This window comes from Neorhizobium populisoli (assembly GCF_019430945.1).
GTDB classification, from domain to species: domain Bacteria; phylum Pseudomonadota; class Alphaproteobacteria; order Rhizobiales; family Rhizobiaceae; genus Neorhizobium; species Neorhizobium populisoli.
The window spans coordinates 387,036-408,969 of record NZ_JAHYCB010000001.1 but is presented as its reverse complement, the minus strand read 5'-3'; the positions used below and the strand labels follow the sequence as shown (position 1 = coordinate 408,969).

General features: G+C 58.9%; 22 protein-coding genes, 1 tRNA gene and 1 pseudogene. 10 read left to right on the top strand and 14 right to left on the bottom strand.

Annotation, left to right across the window (positions count from 1 at the left end):
- Nucleotide 1: 1 nt before the first annotated feature.
- The 3 genes from sseA to KX729_RS01985 form a co-directional block, all read right to left on the bottom strand.
- Nucleotides 2–868 (bottom strand): 3-mercaptopyruvate sulfurtransferase, encoded by an 867-nt coding sequence (sseA, locus tag KX729_RS01995; RefSeq protein WP_219740759.1) that lies wholly within the window; start codon nt 866–868, stop codon nt 2–4.
- A 75-nt stretch (nt 869–943) separates the two neighbouring features.
- A complete protein-coding gene (locus KX729_RS01990; RefSeq protein ID WP_219740758.1) occupies nt 944–1,681 on the bottom strand; it encodes an alanyl-tRNA editing protein in 738 nt (245 codons plus the stop codon).
- 38 nt (nt 1,682–1,719) lie between these two features.
- Nucleotides 1,720–2,757: a cysteine synthase A gene (locus KX729_RS01985; RefSeq protein WP_219740757.1), complete on the bottom strand. Its 1,038-nt coding sequence runs from the start codon at nt 2,755–2,757 to the stop codon at nt 1,720–1,722.
- A gap of 344 nt (nt 2,758–3,101) precedes the next feature.
- On the opposite strand from KX729_RS01985, the gene KX729_RS01980 reads away from it, so the two are divergent.
- On the top strand, nt 3,102–3,746 hold the full coding sequence (locus tag KX729_RS01980; protein WP_219740756.1) for a ChrR family anti-sigma-E factor: 645 nt from the start codon (nt 3,102–3,104) through the stop codon (nt 3,744–3,746).
- Between the two features lie 45 nt (nt 3,747–3,791).
- Here KX729_RS01980 and KX729_RS01975 read toward each other — a convergent pair whose 3' ends face one another.
- Together KX729_RS01975 and KX729_RS01970 are read right to left on the bottom strand one after the other, a co-directional pair.
- Nucleotides 3,792–4,034 (bottom strand): DUF982 domain-containing protein, encoded by a 243-nt coding sequence (locus KX729_RS01975; RefSeq protein ID WP_219740755.1) that lies wholly within the window; start codon nt 4,032–4,034, stop codon nt 3,792–3,794.
- Nucleotides 4,035–4,177: 143 nt separating this feature from the next.
- Nucleotides 4,178–4,567: a DUF1236 domain-containing protein gene (locus KX729_RS01970; protein WP_219740754.1), complete on the bottom strand. Its 390-nt coding sequence runs from the start codon at nt 4,565–4,567 to the stop codon at nt 4,178–4,180.
- A 361-nt stretch (nt 4,568–4,928) separates the two neighbouring features.
- On the opposite strand from KX729_RS01970, the gene KX729_RS01965 reads away from it, so the two are divergent.
- Nucleotides 4,929–5,564 carry an alpha/beta hydrolase family protein gene (locus tag KX729_RS01965; protein WP_219740753.1) on the top strand — a complete coding sequence of 212 codons (636 nt, stop codon included), beginning with the start codon at nt 4,929–4,931 and terminating at the stop codon, nt 5,562–5,564.
- Here the strand turns inward: KX729_RS01965 and KX729_RS01960 are convergent, their stop codons facing one another.
- Nucleotides 5,565–6,620, bottom strand: a complete 1,056-nt coding sequence (locus KX729_RS01960) for a LacI family DNA-binding transcriptional regulator (RefSeq protein ID WP_219740752.1) — start codon at nt 6,618–6,620, stop codon at nt 5,565–5,567. It lies immediately after the preceding gene.
- Between the two features lie 65 nt (nt 6,621–6,685).
- Nucleotides 6,686–7,873, bottom strand: a complete 1,188-nt coding sequence (locus KX729_RS01955; RefSeq protein ID WP_219740751.1) for a glycoside hydrolase family 88 protein — start codon at nt 7,871–7,873, stop codon at nt 6,686–6,688.
- A gap of 195 nt (nt 7,874–8,068) precedes the next feature.
- On the opposite strand from KX729_RS01955, the gene KX729_RS01950 reads away from it, so the two are divergent.
- The 5 genes from KX729_RS01950 (at nt 8,069) to KX729_RS01930 (ending at nt 14,286) form a co-directional block, all read left to right on the top strand.
- Nucleotides 8,069–8,983 carry a carbohydrate ABC transporter permease gene (locus KX729_RS01950; protein WP_376775912.1) on the top strand — a complete coding sequence of 305 codons (915 nt, stop codon included), beginning with the start codon at nt 8,069–8,071 and terminating at the stop codon, nt 8,981–8,983.
- Nucleotides 8,976–9,863, top strand: a complete 888-nt coding sequence (locus KX729_RS01945) for a carbohydrate ABC transporter permease (RefSeq protein ID WP_219740749.1) — start codon at nt 8,976–8,978, stop codon at nt 9,861–9,863. Before KX729_RS01950 ends, KX729_RS01945 begins: the two co-directional genes overlap by 8 nt.
- A 48-nt stretch (nt 9,864–9,911) precedes the next feature.
- Nucleotides 9,912–11,009 (top strand): ABC transporter ATP-binding protein, encoded by a 1,098-nt coding sequence (locus KX729_RS01940; RefSeq protein ID WP_219740748.1) that lies wholly within the window; start codon nt 9,912–9,914, stop codon nt 11,007–11,009.
- Nucleotides 11,010–11,063: 54 nt separating this feature from the next.
- The gene (locus KX729_RS01935) at nt 11,064–12,350 is read left to right on the top strand and encodes an ABC transporter substrate-binding protein (protein WP_219741196.1); all 1,287 of its coding nucleotides are present in this window, start codon (nt 11,064–11,066) and stop codon (nt 12,348–12,350) included.
- Between the two features lie 70 nt (nt 12,351–12,420).
- The gene (locus tag KX729_RS01930) at nt 12,421–14,286 is read left to right on the top strand and encodes a DUF2264 domain-containing protein (RefSeq protein WP_219740747.1); all 1,866 of its coding nucleotides are present in this window, start codon (nt 12,421–12,423) and stop codon (nt 14,284–14,286) included.
- Nucleotides 14,287–14,519: 233 nt separating this feature from the next.
- Here KX729_RS01930 and KX729_RS01925 read toward each other — a convergent pair.
- Nucleotides 14,520–14,594 (bottom strand) — tRNA-Asn (locus KX729_RS01925).
- 186 nt (nt 14,595–14,780) lie between these two features.
- Here KX729_RS01925 and KX729_RS01920 point away from each other — a divergent pair.
- Nucleotides 14,781–15,032, top strand: coding sequence for a hypothetical protein (locus tag KX729_RS01920; RefSeq protein ID WP_246617349.1), 252 nt, complete (start codon nt 14,781–14,783; stop codon nt 15,030–15,032).
- 31 nt (nt 15,033–15,063) lie between these two features.
- Here KX729_RS01920 and KX729_RS01915 read toward each other — a convergent pair whose 3' ends face one another.
- Nucleotides 15,064–15,705, bottom strand: a complete 642-nt coding sequence (locus tag KX729_RS01915) for an exopolysaccharide biosynthesis protein (protein WP_246617348.1) — start codon at nt 15,703–15,705, stop codon at nt 15,064–15,066.
- Between the two features lie 420 nt (nt 15,706–16,125).
- Here KX729_RS01915 and KX729_RS01910 point away from each other — a divergent pair, with 420 nt between their 5' ends.
- On the top strand, nt 16,126–16,410 hold the full coding sequence (locus tag KX729_RS01910) for a hypothetical protein (protein WP_219740744.1): 285 nt from the start codon (nt 16,126–16,128) through the stop codon (nt 16,408–16,410).
- 313 nt (nt 16,411–16,723) lie between these two features.
- Here the strand turns inward: KX729_RS01910 and KX729_RS01905 are convergent, their stop codons facing one another.
- A complete protein-coding gene (locus tag KX729_RS01905; protein WP_219740743.1) occupies nt 16,724–16,972 on the bottom strand; it encodes a DUF982 domain-containing protein in 249 nt (82 codons plus the stop codon).
- Nucleotides 16,973–17,155: 183 nt separating this feature from the next.
- On the opposite strand from KX729_RS01905, the gene KX729_RS01900 reads away from it, so the two are divergent.
- On the top strand, nt 17,156–17,452 hold the full coding sequence (locus tag KX729_RS01900) for a KTSC domain-containing protein (RefSeq protein WP_219740742.1): 297 nt from the start codon (nt 17,156–17,158) through the stop codon (nt 17,450–17,452).
- A 241-nt stretch (nt 17,453–17,693) separates the two neighbouring features.
- Here KX729_RS01900 and KX729_RS01895 read toward each other — a convergent pair.
- From KX729_RS01895 to KX729_RS01880, 4 genes and pseudogenes are all read right to left on the bottom strand, one after another.
- Nucleotides 17,694–17,823: pseudogene (locus KX729_RS01895) on the bottom strand (IS21 family transposase); the annotation flags it as partial.
- A 187-nt stretch (nt 17,824–18,010) separates the two neighbouring features.
- Entirely contained in the window at nt 18,011–18,784 is a 774-nt protein-coding gene (locus KX729_RS01890; RefSeq protein WP_219740741.1) for an ABC transporter permease, read from the bottom strand.
- Nucleotides 18,785–18,850: 66 nt separating this feature from the next.
- Nucleotides 18,851–19,186, bottom strand: a complete 336-nt coding sequence (locus KX729_RS01885) for a hypothetical protein (protein WP_219740740.1) — start codon at nt 19,184–19,186, stop codon at nt 18,851–18,853.
- Nucleotides 19,187–19,670: 484 nt separating this feature from the next.
- Nucleotides 19,671–21,545 (bottom strand): GSCFA domain-containing protein, encoded by a 1,875-nt coding sequence (locus tag KX729_RS01880; RefSeq protein ID WP_219740739.1) that lies wholly within the window; start codon nt 21,543–21,545, stop codon nt 19,671–19,673.
- Nucleotides 21,546–21,934 lie beyond the last annotated feature (389 nt).

The following is a 21,934-nucleotide window of genomic DNA, read 5'->3' as shown; positions in this document are numbered from 1 at the left end:
ATCAGGCCGCGTTCGGGGAAGAGGGGCCGGTGACGACCGGCGTATCCTGCCGGCTTCCCCATTCCGTCCACGAGCCGTCGTAAAGCGCGTTATCCTCGTGGCCGAGCGATTCAAGCGCCAGCGTGATGATCGCGGCGGTAATGCCTGAGCCGCAGCTCGTCACCACCGGCTGGCCGAAATCGATACCGGCATCTTCGATCGCCTGGCGCAGTTCAGAGAGTGGACGCAGCTTGCCGTTGACCGAGAAGGTGCCGGACGGAAGGCTGACCGCGCCCGGCATATGACCGGAACGCATGCCGGCACGCGGTTCCGGCTCGGTGCCGGTGAAACGGCCACCCGGACGCGCATCGGCGATCTGCCGCGTGCTGTCGCTGACGATCGACAACATGCTCTGGAAATCGATGACCTTTTCGACCTGAAAATCGGTATTGAAGGAAACGGGTGTCGGCGAGGGGATGTCGGTTTCGAGCCGCCGTCCTTCTGCCTTCCAGCCGTCAATGCCGCCGTCGAGGACGAAGACCTGTCTGGCGCCCATGATGCGGAACAGCCACCAGCCGCGCGGCGCCGAAAAAATGCCCGGGCCGTCATAAACGACGATGCGGTCGTTTTCCGAAATGCCCATCAGGCCGACAGCATCGGCAAACACGTCCGGGGTCGGAACCATATGCGGCAGGCCGGTGGAGTGATCGGCAACCTTGTCATGGTCGAAACGGATCGCACCCGGAATGTGGCCCGCGGCATATTCCGCATCCGCATTGCGGTTCTGCGCCGGCAGATAGAAGGAAGCGTCGAGGATCTTCAGGTCCGGGCTGCCGAGCTCGGCGTGAAGCCATTCGGACGAAACGACGAAACGGCTGGTCTCGCTCATATTCATGTCTCCCTTGAGAGCGCCGCGCGTTCGAAAGACGCGCAAGAGCCGCTCTGTCTTCTTGATTTGACGCTATCAGGCTTCCGCCACGGGTTCGCCGAACTTGATCCGGAACCGGCGGTTTTCCTTGCCCTTCTTCTCGATCTTGGCGATGTGAATCGCACCGACCTCCTGCGTTTCCGAGACATGTGTGCCGCCGCAGGGCTGGCTGTCAACGCTGGAGTTTTCGCCTATGCAGACGAGGCTTACCCGGCCGAGCCCCACAGGCGGACGCACGTTTTTCGACTTGACGATGCCGGGATTGGCGGCAAGTTCTTCGTCGGTAATCCATTGGAGATAGACCGGATGGTTCTGGTTCACCAGTTCCATCAGCTTCGCCGTCACGTCATCCTTGTCGATCGTGTCGGTCATGTCGAAATCGACGCGCGATTCGTCCTCGCCGACGGCAGCACCGGTGATCGGGTACTGGCAGACGACGGACAGCAGATGGCAGGCGGTGTGCATGCGCATCAGCTTGTAGCGGCGTGCCCAGTCGATATGCATGACCAGCTTCTCGCCGACGCTCGGTTGTGCCTGGTCCTCGAGCGGCACGTGGATGACAATATCCTTGGTGGCGCCGTGCTTGGTTTGGCCGAGCGCGATCTTTGACCCGTCGGCCCGCTCGAGAAAACCGGTATCGCCCGGTTGGCCACCGGACGTCGCGTAAAAGCAGGTGCGATCCAGCTCGATGCCACCGTCCTCATGGACGGCCGTCACCACCGCTTCGGCTGTCGAAAGATAGAAGTCGTCGCGGTAGAGGGCTTCAACGGGCATGGATCACTCTGTTTTCTGCAATTATGCTGTCTGGCCAGTCACGGAGTCTGGAAAGGGATTTCGATATTGCGTTTCTGCGTCAGCCAACCTGGCACCGGCAAGCCCTTCGACTTCAGGAAGTCCGGGTTGAAGAGCTTCGACTGGTAGCGGTTGCCGTAGTCGCAGAGTATCGTCACGACCGTGTGGCCGGGGCCGAGATCCTTGGCGAGGCGGACAGCACCGGCAATGTTGATGCCGGTCGAGCCGCCGAGGCACAGGCCCTCATGTTCAACGAGATCGAAAATGTAGGGCAGGGCTTCCGCATCCGGGATCTTGTAGGCGAAATCCGGCGTAAAGCCTTCGAGATTGGCGGTGATGCGGCCCTGACCGATGCCTTCGGTGATCGAATTGCCGTCCGACTTGAATTCGCCATGGGCGTAGTAGTCGTAGAGCGCCGCACCTTCCGGATCGGCAATGCCGATCTTGATCGCGGCGTTCCTGGCCTTCAGCCCCATCGCGACGCCGGCAAGCGTGCCGCCCGAGCCGACGGCGCAGATGAAACCGTCAACCTTGCCGCCGGTCTGTTCCCAGATTTCCGGAGCCGTAGTCTCTATATGTGCTTCGCGGTTGGCGACGTTGTCAAACTGGTTCGCCCAGATGGCGCCCGCAGGCTCGGTCTTCGCCAGTTCCTCGGCGAGGCGTCCCGAAATCTTTACATAGTTGTTGGGGTTCTTGTAGGGAACCGCCGGAACCTCGACCAGTTCGGCGCCGAGCAGTTTCAGCGCATCCTTCTTTTCCTGGCTCTGGGTTTCCGGAATGACGATGACGGTGCGGTAGCCGAGCGCCTTGGCCACCAGCGTCAGGCCGATGCCGGTATTGCCGGCCGTGCCTTCGACGATCACGCCGCCCGGGCGGAGCAGGCCCTTCTTTTCGGCATCGCGGATGATGAAGAGCGCGGCACGGTCCTTGACCGACTGTCCGGGATTGAGGAATTCGGCCTTGCCGAGGATTTCGCAGCCGGTCGCTTCGGAAGCGCCCTTCAGTCGGATAAGCGGCGTATCGCCGATTACGTCGAGGACGGAGGAATGGGAGGTCATCGGGGAAGCCTTCTTGTTCTTCGCTGATTTAAGCTCGGACTTTTCGGCGGACAAGCACCGGACGGCAAGAAATTCTGTTTCTGGAAGACGCTGGCATCTGCAAAATCCATCTTCCGGCAACGAGCGGCGGCGCCGGCCTCTTCCAACGCGGCCTGATAAATATGGTCTGTGCCAAAATGGGACGGTCCGCCGTTGCAAAAATAGTCATTATTGTTTTGGAAAGCGGTAATCCAAAAGGCCTGCCGTACGTATATCAATTGTGGTTGAAGCAGAATACCTAGCCGTGTCACTTCTGGATTCATCGTGCAGAACGTGGATCTGAAGCACGGGATTGGCCATCGGATATGCGACTTAATCTTGAACGGCTTGATCTTCTGATTGCGCAATATGTCTCCGGAGCGCTTCCGGAGCCCGCCCATGTTTTGATCGGATCGCATCTTGAAATGCGCAAGCCTGCGGTGCGTTTCGCGCGGACCTTGGAACATCTTGCAGGTCAGGCTCTGAACGACAACCAGCCCTTGAAGCTCGCATCGCGCGATGCGCTGCTGCAGAGGATATTTTCGTCTACTGCTCCGGCGGAAGAAAAGCCTTCGCTCATATCCCGGGACGGACAGTTGCCGCGATCTCTGCGCGGTTATGCCGGCAGGGATCTTCTCGATATCCCGTGGAAACCGAAACTGCCGGGCCTTCGCCAGCATGTGATCGAAAAGTCCCCGGACGTCGAAACCAGCCTGCTCTGGGCGAGACCCGGCAGAGCCCTGCCGCATCACGGCCATCATGGACTGGAATTGACCCTGGTTCTTGGAGGGGAGTTTCACGACCATCGTGGCAATTTCGGCGAAGGCGACGTGTCGGTTGCCGATGAAACGCTCGATCACCGCCCGGTCGCGGGTGATACCGGACCGTGCGTCTGTTTCTCCGTTCTCTTCGCGCCGATCGCCCTGTCCGGCTCTACCATCCGGTTGCTGGGCGATATTCTCGGTCTTTGAACCGATTTCTCTGAAGCAAAAAAGCCGGTCTATGGCCGGCTTTGTTCAATTCAGATGCAATTGCGCTTCGCTTACCGCCTGCTCGAAGTGCTGGCGTGCCTCCTCCGGGGAACGCCGCCCATCCACCGCTGCGCGGCACACGCTTCTTGCCTTGACGAAATGCGGTCCGCGCAGGTCGGGCCAGCGATCCGTCAACAAGGCCAGAGCCTCGAAAGGTCCATTGATGGTTTCCGTGCCGAGATGGCCGAATGCAACGCGTACCGGTTTCTGCCAGCTTGCCTGAGGCATGTTCAGTCTCCTCCCTGATGCCAACAGACAAAAACGCACGGAGCCGGGATCGGTTCCGTGCGTTTTCAAAAAAATGCGCAGATTTTTTCAGGTATTAAAAAGCCGCCGCACCAGACAGTGCGACGGCTTTGAAATGACGCTGCTTAGTTGACGACCTGCACGACGGTGTGGGTGCGCGGATCGACGATGACACGCTGCTGATTGACGACTGCATAGGAGTAGTTCGGGGCTTCCGGAACTGGGGTCAGGACGACCTGCTGCGGGATCGGCTGACCGACCACGACGCGCTCCTTGACCACGACCGACTGCTGCATCGGCTGCTGCTGGACATAGGTGACGACGCGCTCCGGCGGCGGATCGATGACGGTGCCGGCTGCGGCACCGACAACGCCGCCGACGGCTGCGCCGATCGGGCCGCCGACAATCGCGCCGGTGACTGCGCCACCGACGGCGCCGTTGACGGTGCTCTGCTGAGCAAGTGCGCCGGTAGCGGCAAGACCGAGTGCTGCGGTCATAAGGATAATCTTCTTCATAGCCAGTCTCCTCTTGGGTTGAAGTGGCCGAAGAACGTGAGTGCGGAAAGTTTCGTTCCGCCAAAAAAGGTCTGTCGGACTTTGGTCCTAATGGGAGGTCTGATATGGAAATGGGCAGATGCAGGTCATCAAATCTGGAATACGAGGGATGCCGCGACCTCCAGTCTTCCCCCTTGCGGGGACGATGTCGCCAGCGGCGACAGATGGGGTGGTTCAGCAAACTCTAACGTCGGGTTCGTGGCTCCACCCCCATCTGTCAGCGCCGCTGACATCTTCCCCGCAAAGGGGAAGAAGGGAGGGTGTGGCACCGCCGAAAACTTATATACGATTGCCCTGTGGGCACCGGGAGAGGCAGAAAATCATGTCCGAACGCTTTTTGATCGAAGGACCGGATGATGCCGGCACGACGATTCTGCTAGCGCACGGAGCCGGCGCTCCGATGGATTCCGCATCCATGACCGCGGCATCTAAAGCCTTGGCAGATCAAGGATTCCGCGTCGCCCGGTTCGAGTTCGGCTATATGGCCGCCCGCCGCACATCCGACCAGCGCAAGCCGCCGCCGAAGGCGGAGCTCGTCAAGCCGGAGTACCTTTCTGCAATCGCCGATCTCGGCATCAAAGGCCCGCTCATCATCGGCGGCAAGTCGATGGGCGGGCGTGTGGCGAGCATGATCGCCGACGAGGTCTATGAGCAGGGCCTGATCGCCGGCTTGCTCTGCCTCGGTTACCCGTTCCATCCGCCGGCCAAGCCGGAACAGCTCCGAACCGCGCATCTTAAGGACCTGAAGACGCCGACCTTGATCTGCCAGGGAACACGCGACGAGTTCGGCACCAAGGACGAAGTGCCGGGTTACGATCTTTCCGACCGGATAAAGCTTCTTTGGCTGGAAGATGGCGACCACGACCTAAAGCCGCGCAAGAAAATCTCCGGCTTTTCAGCCGCCGATCATCTCGCGACGATGGCGAAGACGGTAAGGGACTGGGCGGATCGCCTCTGATCAGCCTTTGCGTGGAGCGCCGATCGACGCCCGCTCGATCAGTTTTACGCCGAGATTGACACGGCGCACATTGGCCTCCGGATCGGAAATCCGCTCCATCAGCAACTGCACGCCGGCCCGGCCGAGTTCGGCGCGGTCGATACGGATCGTGTTGAGCGGCGGCCGGCTGTGGCGGGCAATGGCGATATCGTCGAGCCCGATGATCGAATAATCGTCCGGCACCGAAAGGTTTTCGTCGGACAGCGCCTGCATGACGCCGACGGCAACAAGGTCGGTGCCGCAGAAGAAGGCGGTCGCATCCTTGAAACGTCCGGCCTTCAGTGCGGCGCGGATGGCATTTTGCGTGTCCGCCTCGCCGAAACCCAGGCCTTCCAGATCGAAGACATGACGTTCTGGAACGAACTCGATCCCGGCCTCCTCCAGCGCGATGCGGAACCCTTCGAGGCGCCGCTGCATCGAAAGGCGATGCGCCAGCGAAACATGCACGATCTCGCGGTGACCGGCCTGCAACAAGGTGCGTGTGGCGAGCCAGCCGGCCGACCAGTTGTCCGGCAGCACGCAGGAAAGCCGCATGCTGCGGTCCATCCCGTTGATGATGACGGTCGGCAGTCCGCTCTCGGCCAGTCGGTCGATGATGACGGGGTTATCGACGCCCAGCATGATCAGCGCGCCGGGCTGCATATCCTTGATGATACCGTCGATTTCCGGTGCGAGCAGTTTGGGATTGAGCGGCACAAGCCGTACGTCGATCTTCAACGAATTGGCAACGGCCTCGTCCAGCGCGCCGCGGATGACTTCCTCGTAGAACTGCGAGCGGGAGTAATATTCGGCCGGGATGACGAAGGCGGTATTGGTGACGCCGGCGCGTTGCAATGTGCGGGCCGCGCGCCCCTGATAGCCGAACCGTTCGGCGGCATCAAGAATGCGCTGGCGGCTTTCGTAACCGACGCCGCCGCGATTGTTCAGCACCTTGGAGACCGAGGCGATCGAAACGCCGGCGGCATCCGCGATATGCTTCAGCTTCGGCGCGCCGGCATCTTCCGAACCGTCATCCATCGACAATGTCCCGGCCTTTCGTTCGCAAGATCAATCCTTCAATCGCGTCAAAACCTGCCCAGCCTCTACCAGAAGAACTGCCTGTGCCCAAGGGAGCGCATCAGCGCCTCCATGAAATAGTAGTCGCCATAGGGAAGCATGTTGTCGGCAAAACCGGAGGTCACATGCGCCGCCCCGTGCGCCAGGAGGCCCAAGGCATTCGGATCGGTCGTCAGGTCGCAGCTATCGAGCAGGCCGCCGAGCAGCCGGTTGCCGAATTCCCGCCAACGGGCCGCTTCGTCCTCGTCGCAGACATCCGCGAGAATGAAGAGACCGGCCGCCATGATCGCCGCAGCCGAACTGTCGCGATAATCCGTCTTCGGTTCCGGAACCGAGTAGTCCCACACCGGAACGCTGTCGTCGCCCATCAATTCCTGTGCTTTCGCAGCAAGACGACGCGCCACGTCGGCATAGGCCTGGTTGCCGGTCTTCAGCGCACATTGCGCAAAGCCATGGATCATCCAGGCCTGGCCGCGCGACCAGCAGGAATCGTCCGCATAACCCTGATGCGTCTGGCCGCGCAGCGGTTTGCCGCTGACCGGATCGAATGCGAATGTATGGAAACTCGTGGCATCCGGGCGCACCAGATGCGCCATCGTGGTTTCCGCATGTCCGTCCGCCGCTTCCTTGAAGTCGGTGCGGCAGGTCTCGTCATAGGCCCAATAGAGCAGGGCGAGGTTCTGCATCGTATCGGCGATCACCCTTCCGTTGGAAAAATCCGGGCGGAAAGCACCGTGGACCGATCGCGGGTTCCAGGCCTGGATATAACGACCCTCCGGACGGTAGCGGTTCATCAGCACATTGGCCGCCTCCAGCGCCATGTCGCGCGGTTCGCGGTCGCCGGTCAGTAGATAGTCGCTGATGCAGGCGAGCGAATACTGAAAGCCCAGATCGTGGTCCTGCGCATCGCGATTGCGCAGAATGCCGCGAAAGATCGCCCGCCGGGCCCGTGCTGCATTCAGGAAAACCGGATCGCCGGTCAGCGAAAGCCCCAGCCAGTATTGACCAGCCAGAAAGCTCACCACCCAGTCATAAGGCCCGCAATAGGACCAGGTATTGTCCGCCAGTCCGATCTTTGGATTACGTAACCCGATCACCGGCATGGTCGTGCGCAGGCGGTCCAGGCAACGTTCCAGCGCCTGCTGATGGCGCGTCGATGTGGCTGCGGAGCCCGACTGCACGGTTTTGAAATAGTTGTTCGCTTCGGCCAACATGGATCGCCTCATTGAAGTTTCGCGATGTTTTCGCATTTTCGTTGAGTTTTCGTCAATGGAGAAAATTTCTATTGACGTTAGTTTTTTCGCAATTTACGTTGATGATTATTGGAGGAGATGACCGGTTTCAGCCGCGGCTTTGCTGCGCGCTTCCGGCCTTTTCCGGATTGCAGGGGATTTTGGCGAATGGCGAGCATGGGCGATACCAGCCCCGACGTGGGGCGTTTTGCGCGCCTCCAGGACCAGCTGGCCGGTTACGGCTTCCTGGCGCCGTGGCTGATCGGCTTTTTCGTGCTGACGCTCGGCCCTGCGGTCGCGTCCTTTTATCTGTCGCTGACGGATTATTCCGGCCTCAACGCGCCGCATTGGGTGGGTGCCGAAAACTATCTGCGCATCGCCACCGATGACGACCGTTTCTGGACGGCGATGAATGTCACCTTCACCTTCGTCCTCCTGTCGGTACCGTTGAAGCTGCTCTTCGCGCTCGGCGTCGCGGTCGCGCTGAACAAGGGGCTCAAAGGCCTGTCGCTGTTTCGGGCGATCTTCTATCTCCCGTCACTCGTCGGTGGCAGCGTGGCGATCGCCGTGCTCTGGCGGCAGGTTTTCAGCGGCGATGGCCTGCTCAATCAGGCGCTCAACATGCTGTTCGGTTACGAAGGACCGAGCTGGATTTCCAATCCCTCGACCTCGATCTACACGCTGGTCCTGCTTGCGGTGTGGCAGTTCGGTTCGTCGATGATCATCTTCCTTGCCGGCCTCCGGCAAATCCCCAAGGACATGTATGAGGCGGCCAGCCTCGATGGCGCGAGCCCTGCACGGCAGTTTTTCAAGATCACGCTGCCGCTTCTGACGCCCGTCATCTTCTTCAACGCGGTCATCATCACCATCGATGCGTTCAAGGCCTTCACCTCGGCCTTCATCATCAGCGACGGAACCGGCGGGCCGATCGATTCCACGCTGTTCTATACGCTCTACCTCTACCAGGAAGCCTTCACCAATTTCCGCTTCGGTTACGCCTCGGCGCTGGCCTGGGTGCTGGTGGTGATCATCGCCTTCTTCACCGCGATGTCCTTCCTGTCGGCAAGATACTGGGTGCATTACGATGACTGAAGCGACCATGACCGCTGCAATCGCACGGAGCGAAAAGGAAGTCTCGGAGCGCTCGCCGCTGGCCCGCGCCTTCATCTATGCGGCGCTCGTCGCCGTCAGCTTCGTGATGCTCTATCCGCTGCTCTGGATGATCGCCAGTTCGTTCAAGCCGGATGACGAAATCTTCACCTCGACCTCGCTCCTGCCGCACGCCTTTTCCGCCGATGCCTATCGCCGTGGTTGGAACGGCCTGAGCGTCGGTTTCGGCCAGATGTTCTTCAATTCGCTGGTCGTCTGCATCCTGGTGGTGATCGGCAACCTGATCTCCTGCTCGATGGCGGCCTATGCCTTCACGCGGTTGCGCTTCAGGGGCAGGGGCTTCTGGTTCGCGCTGATGCTCGGCACGCTGATGATGCCGCAGCATGCGGTGCTGATCCCGCAATATGTGCTGTTCCTGAAGCTCGGCTGGGTCAACACGATCATGCCGCTCGTCGTGCCGAAATTCCTCGCCATCGACGCGTTCTTCGTATTCCTGATGGTGCAGTTCTTCCGTGGCATTCCGCGCGAGCTGGACGAGGCGGCGGTCATGGATGGCTGCGGACCCTTGAGGATTTTTCTCAAGGTCATCCTGCCGCTCTCGACCCCGGTTCTGGCGACGGCCGCGGTCTTTTCCTTCATCTGGACTTGGGACGATTTCTTCGCCCCGCTCATCTATCTGAACGACATCGAGAAATACACGGCGCAGCTTGGTCTTAGGACCTTTGTGGACGCCACCGCCCAGTCGGACTGGAGCGCGCTTTTCGCCATGTCGACGCTGACCGTTCTGCCCGTCTTCATCCTCTTCGTCCTGTTCCAGCGGCTGCTCATCGAGGGCATCGCGACGACCGGCATGAAGCGCTGACGGCCCAGAGATGTCGAGGGAACAAGAGATTTCGAAGGACATAAAGACGTGACATCACTGGCTTTGAAAAAGGTGACCAAGAGCTTCGGCGCGGTGGACGTGATCCGCGGCGTCGATCTCGATATCGCCGCGGGCGAGTTCGTCGTTTTCGTCGGCCCGTCGGGCTGCGGAAAATCGACGCTGCTGCGGATGATCGCCGGCCTGGAGCCGATTACCAGCGGCGATCTTGCCGTCGGCGGCGCGCGCATGAACGAGGTCGCTGCCGCACGGCGCGGCGTCGCCATGGTCTTCCAGTCCTATGCGCTCTACCCGCATATGAACGTCTACAAGAACATGTCCTTCGGTCTGGAAACGGCCAAGATGCCGAAGCCGGAGATCGACACCCGCGTCCGCAAGGCCGCCGATATCCTGCAGATCACCCATCTTCTCGACCGCAAGCCGAAACAGCTTTCCGGCGGCCAGCGCCAGCGCGTCGCGATCGGCCGCGCCATTGTCCGCGATCCGAAAATCTTCCTGTTCGACGAGCCGCTGTCGAACCTCGATGCGGAACTGCGTGTCCAGACCCGCGTCGAGATCGCCAAGCTGCATGCCGATATCGGCGCGACGATGATCTATGTCACGCACGATCAGGTGGAGGCGATGACGCTCGCCGACCGCATCGTCGTGCTGCGCGCCGGCGTCATCGAGCAGCACGGTTCGCCGCTCGATATCTACAATAAGCCGGTCAATCGTTTCGTCGCGGGCTTCATCGGCTCGCCGAAGATGAATTTCCTGTCGGTCGCCGTCGCCGCATCGCAAGACGATAGCGTCGTCCTGAACCTTGCCGGCAAGCAGCTGACCCTGCCACAGCCGGTGCCAGTCGGGCAGGGCGCCCCGCTGACGCTCGGCGTGCGGCCTGAACATATTGTCGCTGAAGGCGCTGGCGGCGTTTCGCCCGATGGCGTTTCGCTCGGTACGTTCACGGTTATGCATGTGGAACGCCTCGGCGGCCAGACGATCGCCTATGGCAATCTCGACGACAGACAAACCCTGACGGTAGCCCTCGACGGCCAGCGCAGCATCGCGGCCGGAGACAAGCTCTCCGTGAGCATTCCCGCCGAAAGATGTCATCTCTTCGGGGAAGACGAGCGGCGGATCGGTGGCTGAGACCAAACGAATTGCCCAAGCGAATTACAATGACGAGCAGATGAGGAGGAGACAATGCTCAACAGACGGAAATTCCTGACCAACAGCGCCATGCTCGGCGCCGGCGCAGCCGTTGGCTCGATGCCGGCTTTCCAGGCAATGGCGCAGGAAAAGACCATGCGCCTCTACTGGTGGGGCACGCCGAACCGCGCTGAGCGCACGCTCGGCGTCGCAAAGCTGTTCGAGGCGGCCAATGCGGGCGTCAAGATCAATGGCGAAGTGGGCGGCAACGACTACTGGACAAAGCTGACGACTATGATGGCCGGCGGCAATGCGCCTGACATCTATCAGCTCGAGCCCGGCCGTTTTGCCGATTTCGCGCGTCGAGGTGCTGCCCTGCCGCTCAACGACTATCTCAACAAGTCGATCCGCACGAGCAAACTCGCGCCCGGCGTGCTCGATCTCGGCACGGTGGACGGCAAGGTCACCGGCATGCCGCTGTCGCTCAACGCTTTCGCGCTGTTCTACGACACGGAAGCCTTCAAGAAGGCCGGCCTTCCGCCGCCGTCCGCCACGACCACCTGGGATGACTTTGCCAAGATCAGCGTCGAACTGACCAAGTCGATCGGCAAAAAGAACGTCTGGGCGACCGGCAATTGCTCCCGTTATCTCTATGCCTTCCAGTCCTGGCTGACCCAGCGCGGCAAGCTGCTCTATACGCCGGAAGGCGCTGCAGGCTTTACGGCTGATGACGCGACCGCCTGGTACACCTACTGGAACGACCTCGCCAAGGCTGGCGGCTGCAGCAGCGCAGAAGTCCAGGCGATGGACAAACTGCTGGTCGATTCCAACCCGATGGCAACGGGCAACGCGGTGATGGCGATCGCCTTCTCCAACCAGCTCACCGCCTTCCAGGGCGTCAGCAAGACACCGCTGGCGATCAGCTCAATGCCGATCCTGAATGCTTCGGCACCGTCCGGCCTGTTCTATCGTCCAGGCCTGCATTGGGCGATTGCCAGCACCTCCAAAAACCCGGAACTGGCCGCGAAATTCATTGACTACTTCATCAACGAGCCGGAAGCCGGCAAAGCCCTGCAGGTCGAGCGCGGCGTGCCGGTCAATACCGACATCCAAGCGCTGGTGCAGCCGTCGCTGGACGACGTCTCGAAGCTGACGGTCGAATATATCAAGTCGATCGAAGGTCGCGTCGGTAAATATCCGCCGCCGGTGCCGCTTGGCGCTTCCGAGTTCGAAGAGCGCTCGTTCCGCCCGATGGCCGACAAGGTGGCCTTCGGTCAGGTCAGTCCGAAGGAAGCCGGCGAACAGCTAATGGCTGACGCCAAACGTATCCTGAAGATCTGACGGGTTTTCAAACAGGCGGCGCAGGAGCAATCTCCTGCGCCGTTTCTCTTTTCAGCCATGAGTTTGACCGATGACCGACGCGATTTTCGACGACCGCCTTTTCCGCCCCTGGGCTCGCAATCCGCTGAAGACCCGCGCCGACGTGATGCAGGCCTTGAAGGACTTGGCTCAGCCGGTTGAGAAATACCGCTCGAAGGGCGGCGCGCGCATCCGGCTCGACTCGGCAGGCGCGCATTTCGAACAGGCCTCGGCCGATCTCGAAGGGTATTCCCGGCTCCTCTGGGGCTTGGCACCCGCTCAGGTCGGCGGCGCTGACTGGATCGATTGGGCGCCGATCGCCCGCGGCCTCGCGAATGGCTGCGATCCCCAGCATTCGGAATATTGGGGCGACACGTTCGACGTCAGCCAGCGGCTCGTCGAGCTCGCGGCCATCGGCTTCGCGCTCAGGCTGGTGCCGGAAAAAATCTGGGAGCCGCTGAGCGAGACTGAGCGTGGCAACGTCGCCGCCTATCTCATCGCAGGCCATGGCAAAAGGCATGCGGACAATAACTGGAAATTCTTCCGCCTGATGGTCGGCATGGGCCTACGCCATGTCGGTGTCGATTATGACCGCAGCCTAGACGAAGTTTACATCCGCGAGCTCGACGCCTTCTATCTCGGCGACGGCTGGTACCATGATGGCAACACTCGCCGCGCCGACCATTACGTCCCCTTCGCACTGCATTTCTACGGTCTCGTCCTTGCGGCTCTTGACGGTGGCGACTGGACACAAGGATATCGCGACCGGGCAAGCCTGATCGCCGAGGACATGACCCGCTGGTTCGCCGACGATGGCGCCGGGCTCTGCTTCGGTCGCTCGATGACCTACCGCTTCGCGATTGCAGGCTTCTTTGGTGCAACCGCACTGGCTGGGGACGAGACGATCTCCTGGGGCCAGCAGAAAGGTTTTTATCTGCGAAACCTGCGCTGGTGGGCAAGCCAGCCTTTCGCAACACGAGACGACATCCTGCCGGTTGGTTACGGTTACCCGAACCTCATCATGTCGGAACCCTATAATTCGGCCCAATCGCCTTATTGGGCATTCAAGGCCTTCTTACCGCTGATGCTGCCGGAGAGCCATCCGTTCTGGGCCACGGAAGAACAGGCCTGCACACCGCGCAAAGAGCTGTCCGTGCAGAAACACGCCGGCTTCGTCATCGCCAACCCACCCGGTGACACGATTGCACTCTCCAGCGGCCAGCAGACGAGCGCCGGCAATACGTTCGTGCGTTTCGGACCGGAAAAATACGCCAAGTTCGCCTATTCCGCCCGCTATGGCTTCAGCATCGAAAACGATCCATGGCGTTTCAAGAACGCCGTGCTCGACAACATGATCGGCTTCAGCGACGACGGCGTGCATTTCCGCGTCCGCGAGGACAATGAACAGGCGATGGTGACCGAGGATGGCCTGCTCTATGGCCTCTGGAAGCCGTTTGCAGACGTTTCCGTCGAGACCTTCCTCTACTGGGATAGCGGTTACCACGTCCGCCTCCACCGCATCGACACGCCGCGGGCGCTGTCGACGATCGAGGGCGGCTTTGCCATTGCGCGCGGTGATGGCCTCATGGCGGAAGCCGAGGGGTCTGCGGTGGCAACGACGGAAGAGGATATTTCCGCCGTCTACGACCTCTCTCCCGCCACAAATCGGCAGGGCCGCTGCCATTTCGCAGCCCCGAACACAAATCTCATCTCGCCGAGAACCATCGTGCCGCAATTGATGGGAGACGTGCCGGCCGGCGTGACCGTGCTTGCGATTGCCGTGTTCGCCCAGGCGGAAAGCCTGGCCGCGCGTCACGTCCTCGCGCAACGGCCAGCGGCTCCCGACGTTGATGTGCTGAGGGCGGACATAGCAGCCAGAGGCGTACAAGTTACGCTGATGCGCGGCATCCCGAACTAGCAAGGGGAGGCGTCGTTTGGCGCCCCGTCCGACATTCAGCTCCCGCCTGCCCAGCGCAACAGCGAATTACGCAATCAATGGCGTATCCTGATCGGCGACTGATAGCGCAGGCCTTTCCAAGGACATGCGAACGGAAGTATCGCGCCCAAGCGGAGCGCTTTATTCCCATGTCATAAACGCTTGATACGGAAAGAAGAAAGGCCCGCACATTGCTGTACAGGCCTTTCAGAAACTGGCTCCCCGGGCCGGATTCGAACCGGCGACCTGTCGATTAACAGTCGAATGCTCTACCGCTGAGCTACCAGGGAACACCGCCGTGGCGGCGTGTGGGGCGGGTAATACAAATGCTTTTCGGTTTTGCCAAGCGGTTTTTTCAAAAAAATGAAACTTGCTTGTTTTATCCCCATTTAAGCCCCATCTCCTCGGGAAATAGATGACTTTCCCACAGGAGACAGTTGCCGTTGGCTGAGGCTCGGAAGCAGACAAGATTCGGAATGGACCCGCAGACGGGCAAATTGGCGCTCGGCAGCGTGCAGATTCCCATGCCCCGCTCGCGCATCGGCCGAATCGTCATCGGTCTGGCGCTGATTGTCTGCGGCACGCTCGGATTTTTGCCGATTCTCGGTTTCTGGATGTTGCCGCTCGGTTTCCTCGTCCTGTCGCAGGATCTGCCCTTCGTGCGCCGCCAGAGGCGAAAGCTCGCCTGCTGGTGGGCTCGGCGCCGCAGGGCGCGCAACGGCCGCTGATAGCCCGCAGGCTCGCCGGGGGAGCTTTGGCTCAGCCCAGCATGGAAGCGACGCCGCGGCCGGCGCTGAAGGCGCCATAGGCTAGTGCGCTAAAATAGATGATCGTGATGACGTTGAAGAGATAGCCACCGAGCACCACCGCCCCGTCGCGCTGGATCATGCCGGTGGACAGAAGCAGGATCGCGATCCCCGGCAGCGTGTTCGAAAACGGGATGAGGCCGAGGGGAAACATCAGGAGCACGCCGGCAAGCGTGATCGCCAGAGCGTTGAGCCGGTTGACGAAGAGGCCGGTGGTCAGCGCGATGAGCCGCGGCTTCAGCAGACGGTCCAGGCGGGAAACGATACCGAGCCCTCGCTGCAGCGCAGGCACGAGTTTTTTCGTATCGAGTTCGCGGTCCAAAATCTTCTTCGGCAGCCAGGGCAGACGGTTTGCGGCGATCGCCAGGCTGATCAGGATGATGGCCGCCCCGAAGACGGTGCTGACGCCCGGTATCGAGACCGGCAGCAGGAAGGGCAGGGAGGCGATGGCGCAGAGGATCAGCAGACCTTGTTCGCCGACTGCGTTCATCAGCGCGCGCAACGTCACATATTGTCCGCTGATACCGCCGATCAGCTCCTGCAGCTTGCCGCTGAGCGAGGTCGATGTGTCTTCGAACTGGATGCCGGCGCTCAAGTCTGATCTCCATGCCATGTCAAAGGAAGGGCATGGATAGCAGCAACAGCCGCTTTCGCAAAGGCGCATCCCACAACCTGCCGGAAATGTGACTGACCGGCATGCGATGTAAAATCAAAAGCCTACGGCAATCGTTATTTCGATTGCATCCAATAGTCGTAGGCGCCGCAGCACAGAACGATCGCCAGGATCGCCAGTACGATCGGATTAAGCGTTGTGAAAAATTCCAGATACGCCATGCCGGTCTCCTCTTACCGCATGTTTGCCGCCCGGTGCTCCTCCACCTGACAACAGCTCGTATCCTACCACCATTTGCGCCGCCCGGCTACTTTAGGAAGATGCTACTTTAGCCTTTCGGCAACGAATATCGCGCAGGCTATCCATCAGTCCGGATCGAATCGGACAGGCGGGACGAGACGCATGATATTCAGGGTTATCGAGGGTGGGCGCTCTTCGTCCGCTGCGCTGGAAGAAACGGTCGGTGAAACCGGGACCCCGTGTCGGGACGATGTGTTGGCCGAGGCGGAACGCCGGATCAGGGCAACGGGATACGAGACCTGGCACAATCGCCAAACGCTGACGGGCATTCCCGTGCCGCGCGACATTTCCTACCGGGCAATGCAAATCCGTTTCGCGGCCGAGGCGATCGGCGGGCTTACGGATATTCCGGCAGATTTTCGGTCTGATATCTATTGGCCGATATAGGTCGGCTCTTTCTGATCGCCCGGGCCTAGAACAGCGCCGCGAACAGATGGCCTACATAGAGAATGCTGGTGAGCGAACCAATGGTTGCGCATGCCGTAACGGCGTCGGAAACAGTGAGCTTCATACTGATCATCGCCGTCATGGCGATCCTTCTCATAAGGATAACTAACGGCAACATCGCCGTTGCTCACCGTTCTAGCGTTAACCTCTTAACGGAGACCCTAGTAAGAAAGATTAATGAATGGTTTCGGGCGGATCGGACCGAGATGTAAGTCGCCCGATCCGTCATCGTGACAACTCTGATGCCGCAATGTCAGCTCAGCATTTTCGCTTCGATACTGGCCAGAACGAAGCTTTCACGCACCCGGTCAAGCGGGAGCTTTTTCTGCAGCGCAGCCGCGCAATCCGTTAATGCGTTGATATAATTTGCGCCTTCGCGCACCGGCCAGCGCCATTTGAGATATTCGAGGGCTTCGCGCGGGCCGCGGATCGTTTCGGGAAACCCATATCCGATCCGAACTCTGACGGGGGAACTCCACAGGATATCGTCGATATCGATCATTTCACTCATCATTCACACCTTGGTATTTCGGCGCAGAGAACTCGTTCGATCGGCTTCGGTTCCCTTCATTATGATGAATTTTTCATGAAAGCCTGCATGCCCAATCGCATGGCGGGATTGCTCCAAGCTTGACGGGCGCATTCTCAGATGCGCTAATTGCTGCAGGCGCGAACGGAGGGTGGCATGCAGTGGGTTTCCCTGAACACCAAGCAATTGCGGGCGGCGTCCTATGATGCCGACAGGCAGCAATTGCTGATCAAGACCTCCGGCGGCTCGATCAGGACCCATAAGGGTATCCTGCCGCATATGTTCGACAACCTGGTAGCCTCCGACGACCAGAATTTTTATTACCGCATCTATCTGGAAACCTCGCTCGTATCCGATAGGCGAGGGGCGGGGTCTATCGCCCGGCATATATTGAAGATCGGAGTGGTCGGCGCAGGCGTGCTGCTTTTGTCGGCATCGGCTCTGACCATCTGAACTGCCTGTGTCACAAGGGCTTGCGCATGTTGATGGCGCAGGGTTTTGCAAACTCGGACGGGAAAAAAGCTTCTCGTTTTTCTGGCATATGATTGACAGACCATAGCGAGGAACCCGGCTCAAAATCGCCTCAGCTTCCGTGTACAGCTCGGTGACGTTCCCTTACTTGTCGACAACTCCAAAGGATGCTCAGCGCGCTCCACTGTCTTCCTGTGCCCGATTATGATCTTGTCCGAGGCGCTTGCTCCGCGAACGGATCAAGCTTGCTCGGCCGCTCCGGGACCTTGAACTTCGGCTCCATGCCGTCCAAGCGCAGATATTGGCGGATAGCTATTCCGTGACAGACCGGTCGTGCGGCGAATCTCCCGGATCTATAGACGCTCTCGAAAATGCCAGCGTCGTATTACGCTCAGTAACGCCATGTCGATCACTCCAGAGCCCCCGCTGAAACCTCACGAGGAATGATTGAAACATGGGTTAATTCTCAGTGATAATTTCCAGCAATCCCGGGTCAGCTCTCGGTGCAAATCAATAATCGCATACCACCGCGCCCTATCATCAAATGCGGCGAGATCGAGCGCCGCGCCAGAAAGTGAAAAAGCCCAGTCCCATAAAAAGGGTTGCTGTCGAGGTGATGATCAGGAATTGCAAATTCAGGCCGTCCGCCCCGCCTTGACCGTAGAAGCCCCGCCGAAATAATATTATGATATGCGCAATCGGATTACTTAAAATATACCCTTTCATCGGCTCGGGCATGCTGTTCGGCAAAAATAGAACCCCGGAAAGAAGTAGCAATGGACGAGTTACGATAGAGTATACCTTTTGATATAGCGGGTAGCTGTCGAATAGTACAATATTGAGGGATGCTATGCCAAACGCAAATATCCAGGCCAAGCCAATCGCTTCAAGTATCGGCGCCCAATTGAGCCTTACTTCATAGCGGCCCGTCAAAAGCTCGGCGCCTATAATAACGCCTGTGACAACCACGGATGTTGCGCCTTGTAGAATAAAGCGGGCGACAACCGCGTCTACAGGAGCGACCACCGGATAGGCCAGAAGGTTCCTGTTGGAGCTGATTGCAGAGCTGAGGTATCCTTCCATAGCTTTGAAAAAGTTATAGCCAAGATAGCCTGTGGAATAAAAGAGCGCGAAGCTTTCCCCGACTGGCGGCACTTTACCAAAAACGCCCATGATTTGTGACATGATGGCAATGAATGCGACTGGCTCGATAAGCGCCCAGATATAACCGCCGGGGTTCTTGCCATAGCGAGTTGCGATTTCGCGCATGACGAATGCGACAACGATGCGAAAATGCGAACTGATATTGTACACGATATAATTCCAACGCAGGGCTTTTTTACAAGACCGGCAAACGCGTGAAAAGAGGACCGTAGTCTTTCACTTCAGAAACTGGATGGCTGCGATACACAAGGCGATTGCTGGGTTCGCCGCCTGCTCCACTGGTCCGTCACCGATTGTGGCCGATCCGGCGCCCGGTTCCCAAGCACATCCCCCCGATTTTTTTGGAGAGACGAGCGATACTAGCGCGAATGCGCTTTTCATCGATCGAGTAAACCGTGGTATCTTTTCTGGATATCCGACCAGGTCGGACCAAACAATCGGCGCCTCAGAGTCCGCGCGGTTTTGGTGGACGAGTTTGGCGATTTCGACGTCGAGCTTGCGATCAGGCCCTTTAGCATCCCTGAGGGCGAAGATGAGTTCAGCACGTTTCAAATGAGTTGTGCTCCATTTAAGAAGGAATGGATGTTCTAGCGTCGATCTAGCGCAGAGCCAGCGTGCTGACAAACCGGAATTCTTTTGAAGCGCGTCCACTAGTCTTCGTTACCATCCATTGCCCGCGCGTCGAAATGACCGGCTCGAATAACGCCGTTTCAATCACCAACAATACAGAGACAGATATCACCGGCTGGAATGTCGGCGGAAGATAGCTGCAACGTCCACGATACGGCCTCCAGCCCGAAGCCAATGCAACCGGCCGCCGTTCTCTGGCTCTCCGCAGCAACACAAGATCGGTCCTACTTTTCCGCAAGTGAGAGCAGCCGCAGACCACGGCAGGCGCTGCGACGACTATTCAGCTCCAATGGAAAGAACGCTTGTCCGCCGGTACGGTGCTCAAACTCACGCGCTTCCAGGATAGCGGCGGCGCCGTGACTATGAACATGTAGTCGAGCCATCTAGCGATTGAAAAGGTCGGCAGCTATTGAGCGGCCTCGATCGCTTCTTCATCACACACGATAAACGATCCGGATTTGAGTTCGCCAGATAGATGCGAGCTGGTCGGCGTTTCGGACATGTGCTTCATGAATACCCGCATGACGTGGGACACGCCCTCATCGGTTACTGCCCTGAGATCGTCGTCGAAATATCGGCCGCGACTGTAGGAGCCGGTGATGATCTCGTAGGACGGGAAGTATTGCACGAGGGGTTCACCGTCCGAAACCTCCTGGGCAGCGGCGCGAAGAACTGACTTGCTGTATGTCGTCGAGACAAGCACGTGCTTATCTTCTGCGGTGGCGATCAGCGGAACCGGCGAGACCGTCAAAATAATGCGGACGCCGGGGTTCACGGATCTCAGCCTCGCGATGAAAGCGCGCAGATCGGCAACCGTTTCGCTGACCGTCAGATTGTGAAAGCTATGCTGATGTGGGTCAAATCTGCCGCCCGAGACGCCGGGAGCAAGGGGGAAAGCCGCGCCATCGACTTTGCTCATCCATGTTTCGGTAAGACCAAGGGTAAACACCAGAACGTCGCATTCGCGCCACATGCGGCTTACGCTGGCAAGATGCTCGCGACGGGAGGCTTCAAGGCTGGCTTCATCCACAAAACCTAGCGGCTCGATCTGCGGACGGAAGGGGTCGACAAATTGACCATCTTCGCGCTGCCAGACGCCTTCGGCAGGTTCGAAATCGCCCTCCGATCGGTCGAACAGCTGCAGCAGTTGCCGGGTCGAATAGATGTTTCCATATCGGGCTGAGAAGACGCCGCCTTGCTCTGCGACGAAGTAGTTATAACCAGCGTCCTTCAGTGCTCTTGATATATGCTGGGCAAAGCAACTGCCGGCCGTAGCCACCTTATCGGCGCGAGTGATCTTGAATTTTGTGTCAACGACAGGATCGATATCGCTTGGATCGGGAGCGGCGACTGCCTTTGACCATCGCTGATGATCCTTGATGTTGGAATACGGGTTCGCTGCCCTCTTCGGCTTAGGGGCCGTGTTTCGAAAACGCAGGATACGTTCCATTTTCGGGTCAAGGAGTCGATCGCATTGGATTTTGGCCGGATCCTTGTCGGCCCACATCTTGAAGCACCACGATACATAGCTTTCCAGGTCGAGAGCGTTCCCGGTCGGATCGTTCTCTCTGGCCTTGCCGCGGAAAATGTACTCTCCCTGCAAGCCGAATTGCTTTGCCACTTCAGGGTATTGAGGCCAGACAACGCTACTTATAAGGGTGTCTTCAACAAGGTTTTCGGGGTAGTTCACTTTTGGCGTTAGCCCGAGACGCTTCACAATGCCTCGAGAAATCCCGGCCAGAGGCGCCACCTTGGGGTGGTTTGGACAATGGAAGAAGCATCCAGACTTCTTCCAGGTTTCCAGCTCTTCTGCCAAATCCATGCCGGTGCGGTGGCCGTCATCGATTACCTTTGCCGCTGACGCTTCCCAATGGCTGAAATACCCCAATTCACGAAAAACGGATTCGTTGAAAAGGTTTATGGTTTCCTTGACGGAAAATCCGTGCTGCCAGGCATAGATCACGATCGCGGAACTGCCGCTTCCAGTCGGCCCCATCAGCCTATCCTCGCCATGGTTTGCATAGACGAAGTCTGGGTGGAACGCTGTGAAATACAGGCCGGGGAAATAGACAATATCGACGTCGGCGCGGATCTCGTTGAGCTTGTGAAAACGCGGAGCGAATTCGTTTTGGATGAAGAAAATCTTCGATGCATCATCCGGACGTCTAGTGCTCATGTCGGCTGGTTTAATGACTTCGATATCAAAGTCGCGAACCATCGCCTTTAGGCATTGACTGATGCCTTTGATCTGACAATTACCGACGATTGTAGCTTTCGTCATTATGAAACCCTCACTTTGCCGGGAAGATAGTCCGACCAAAGCGGCCCGCGCAATCTGCAATTTCAAATCAGAGAAATTTATAAAACCCGCGGCGACTTCTCGCCCAAGTAGTAGTCGCGCGTAGTGCCTGAGCAAGCGCCAGCATAAGTCGTAGAACTTCCAAATAACCATCGGAGAACATCACGAACGCCATCGCCTTTCGGGTATTGTGTGGCCCAGTAAAAATTCCCCGCCTTCAAAGTCTGCGTGTCCAGGTAGATCCGGCCGACTTGAACATCGCCGTCATACCCGAAATCTTGGAGCAGCTTTTCGTCTCTTCCGGTCTCTCCCGGTCAGGTTTTCACCCATCGGTATTTCTTCTGCCAAGGCATGCGGAATCGTTCTCGTGT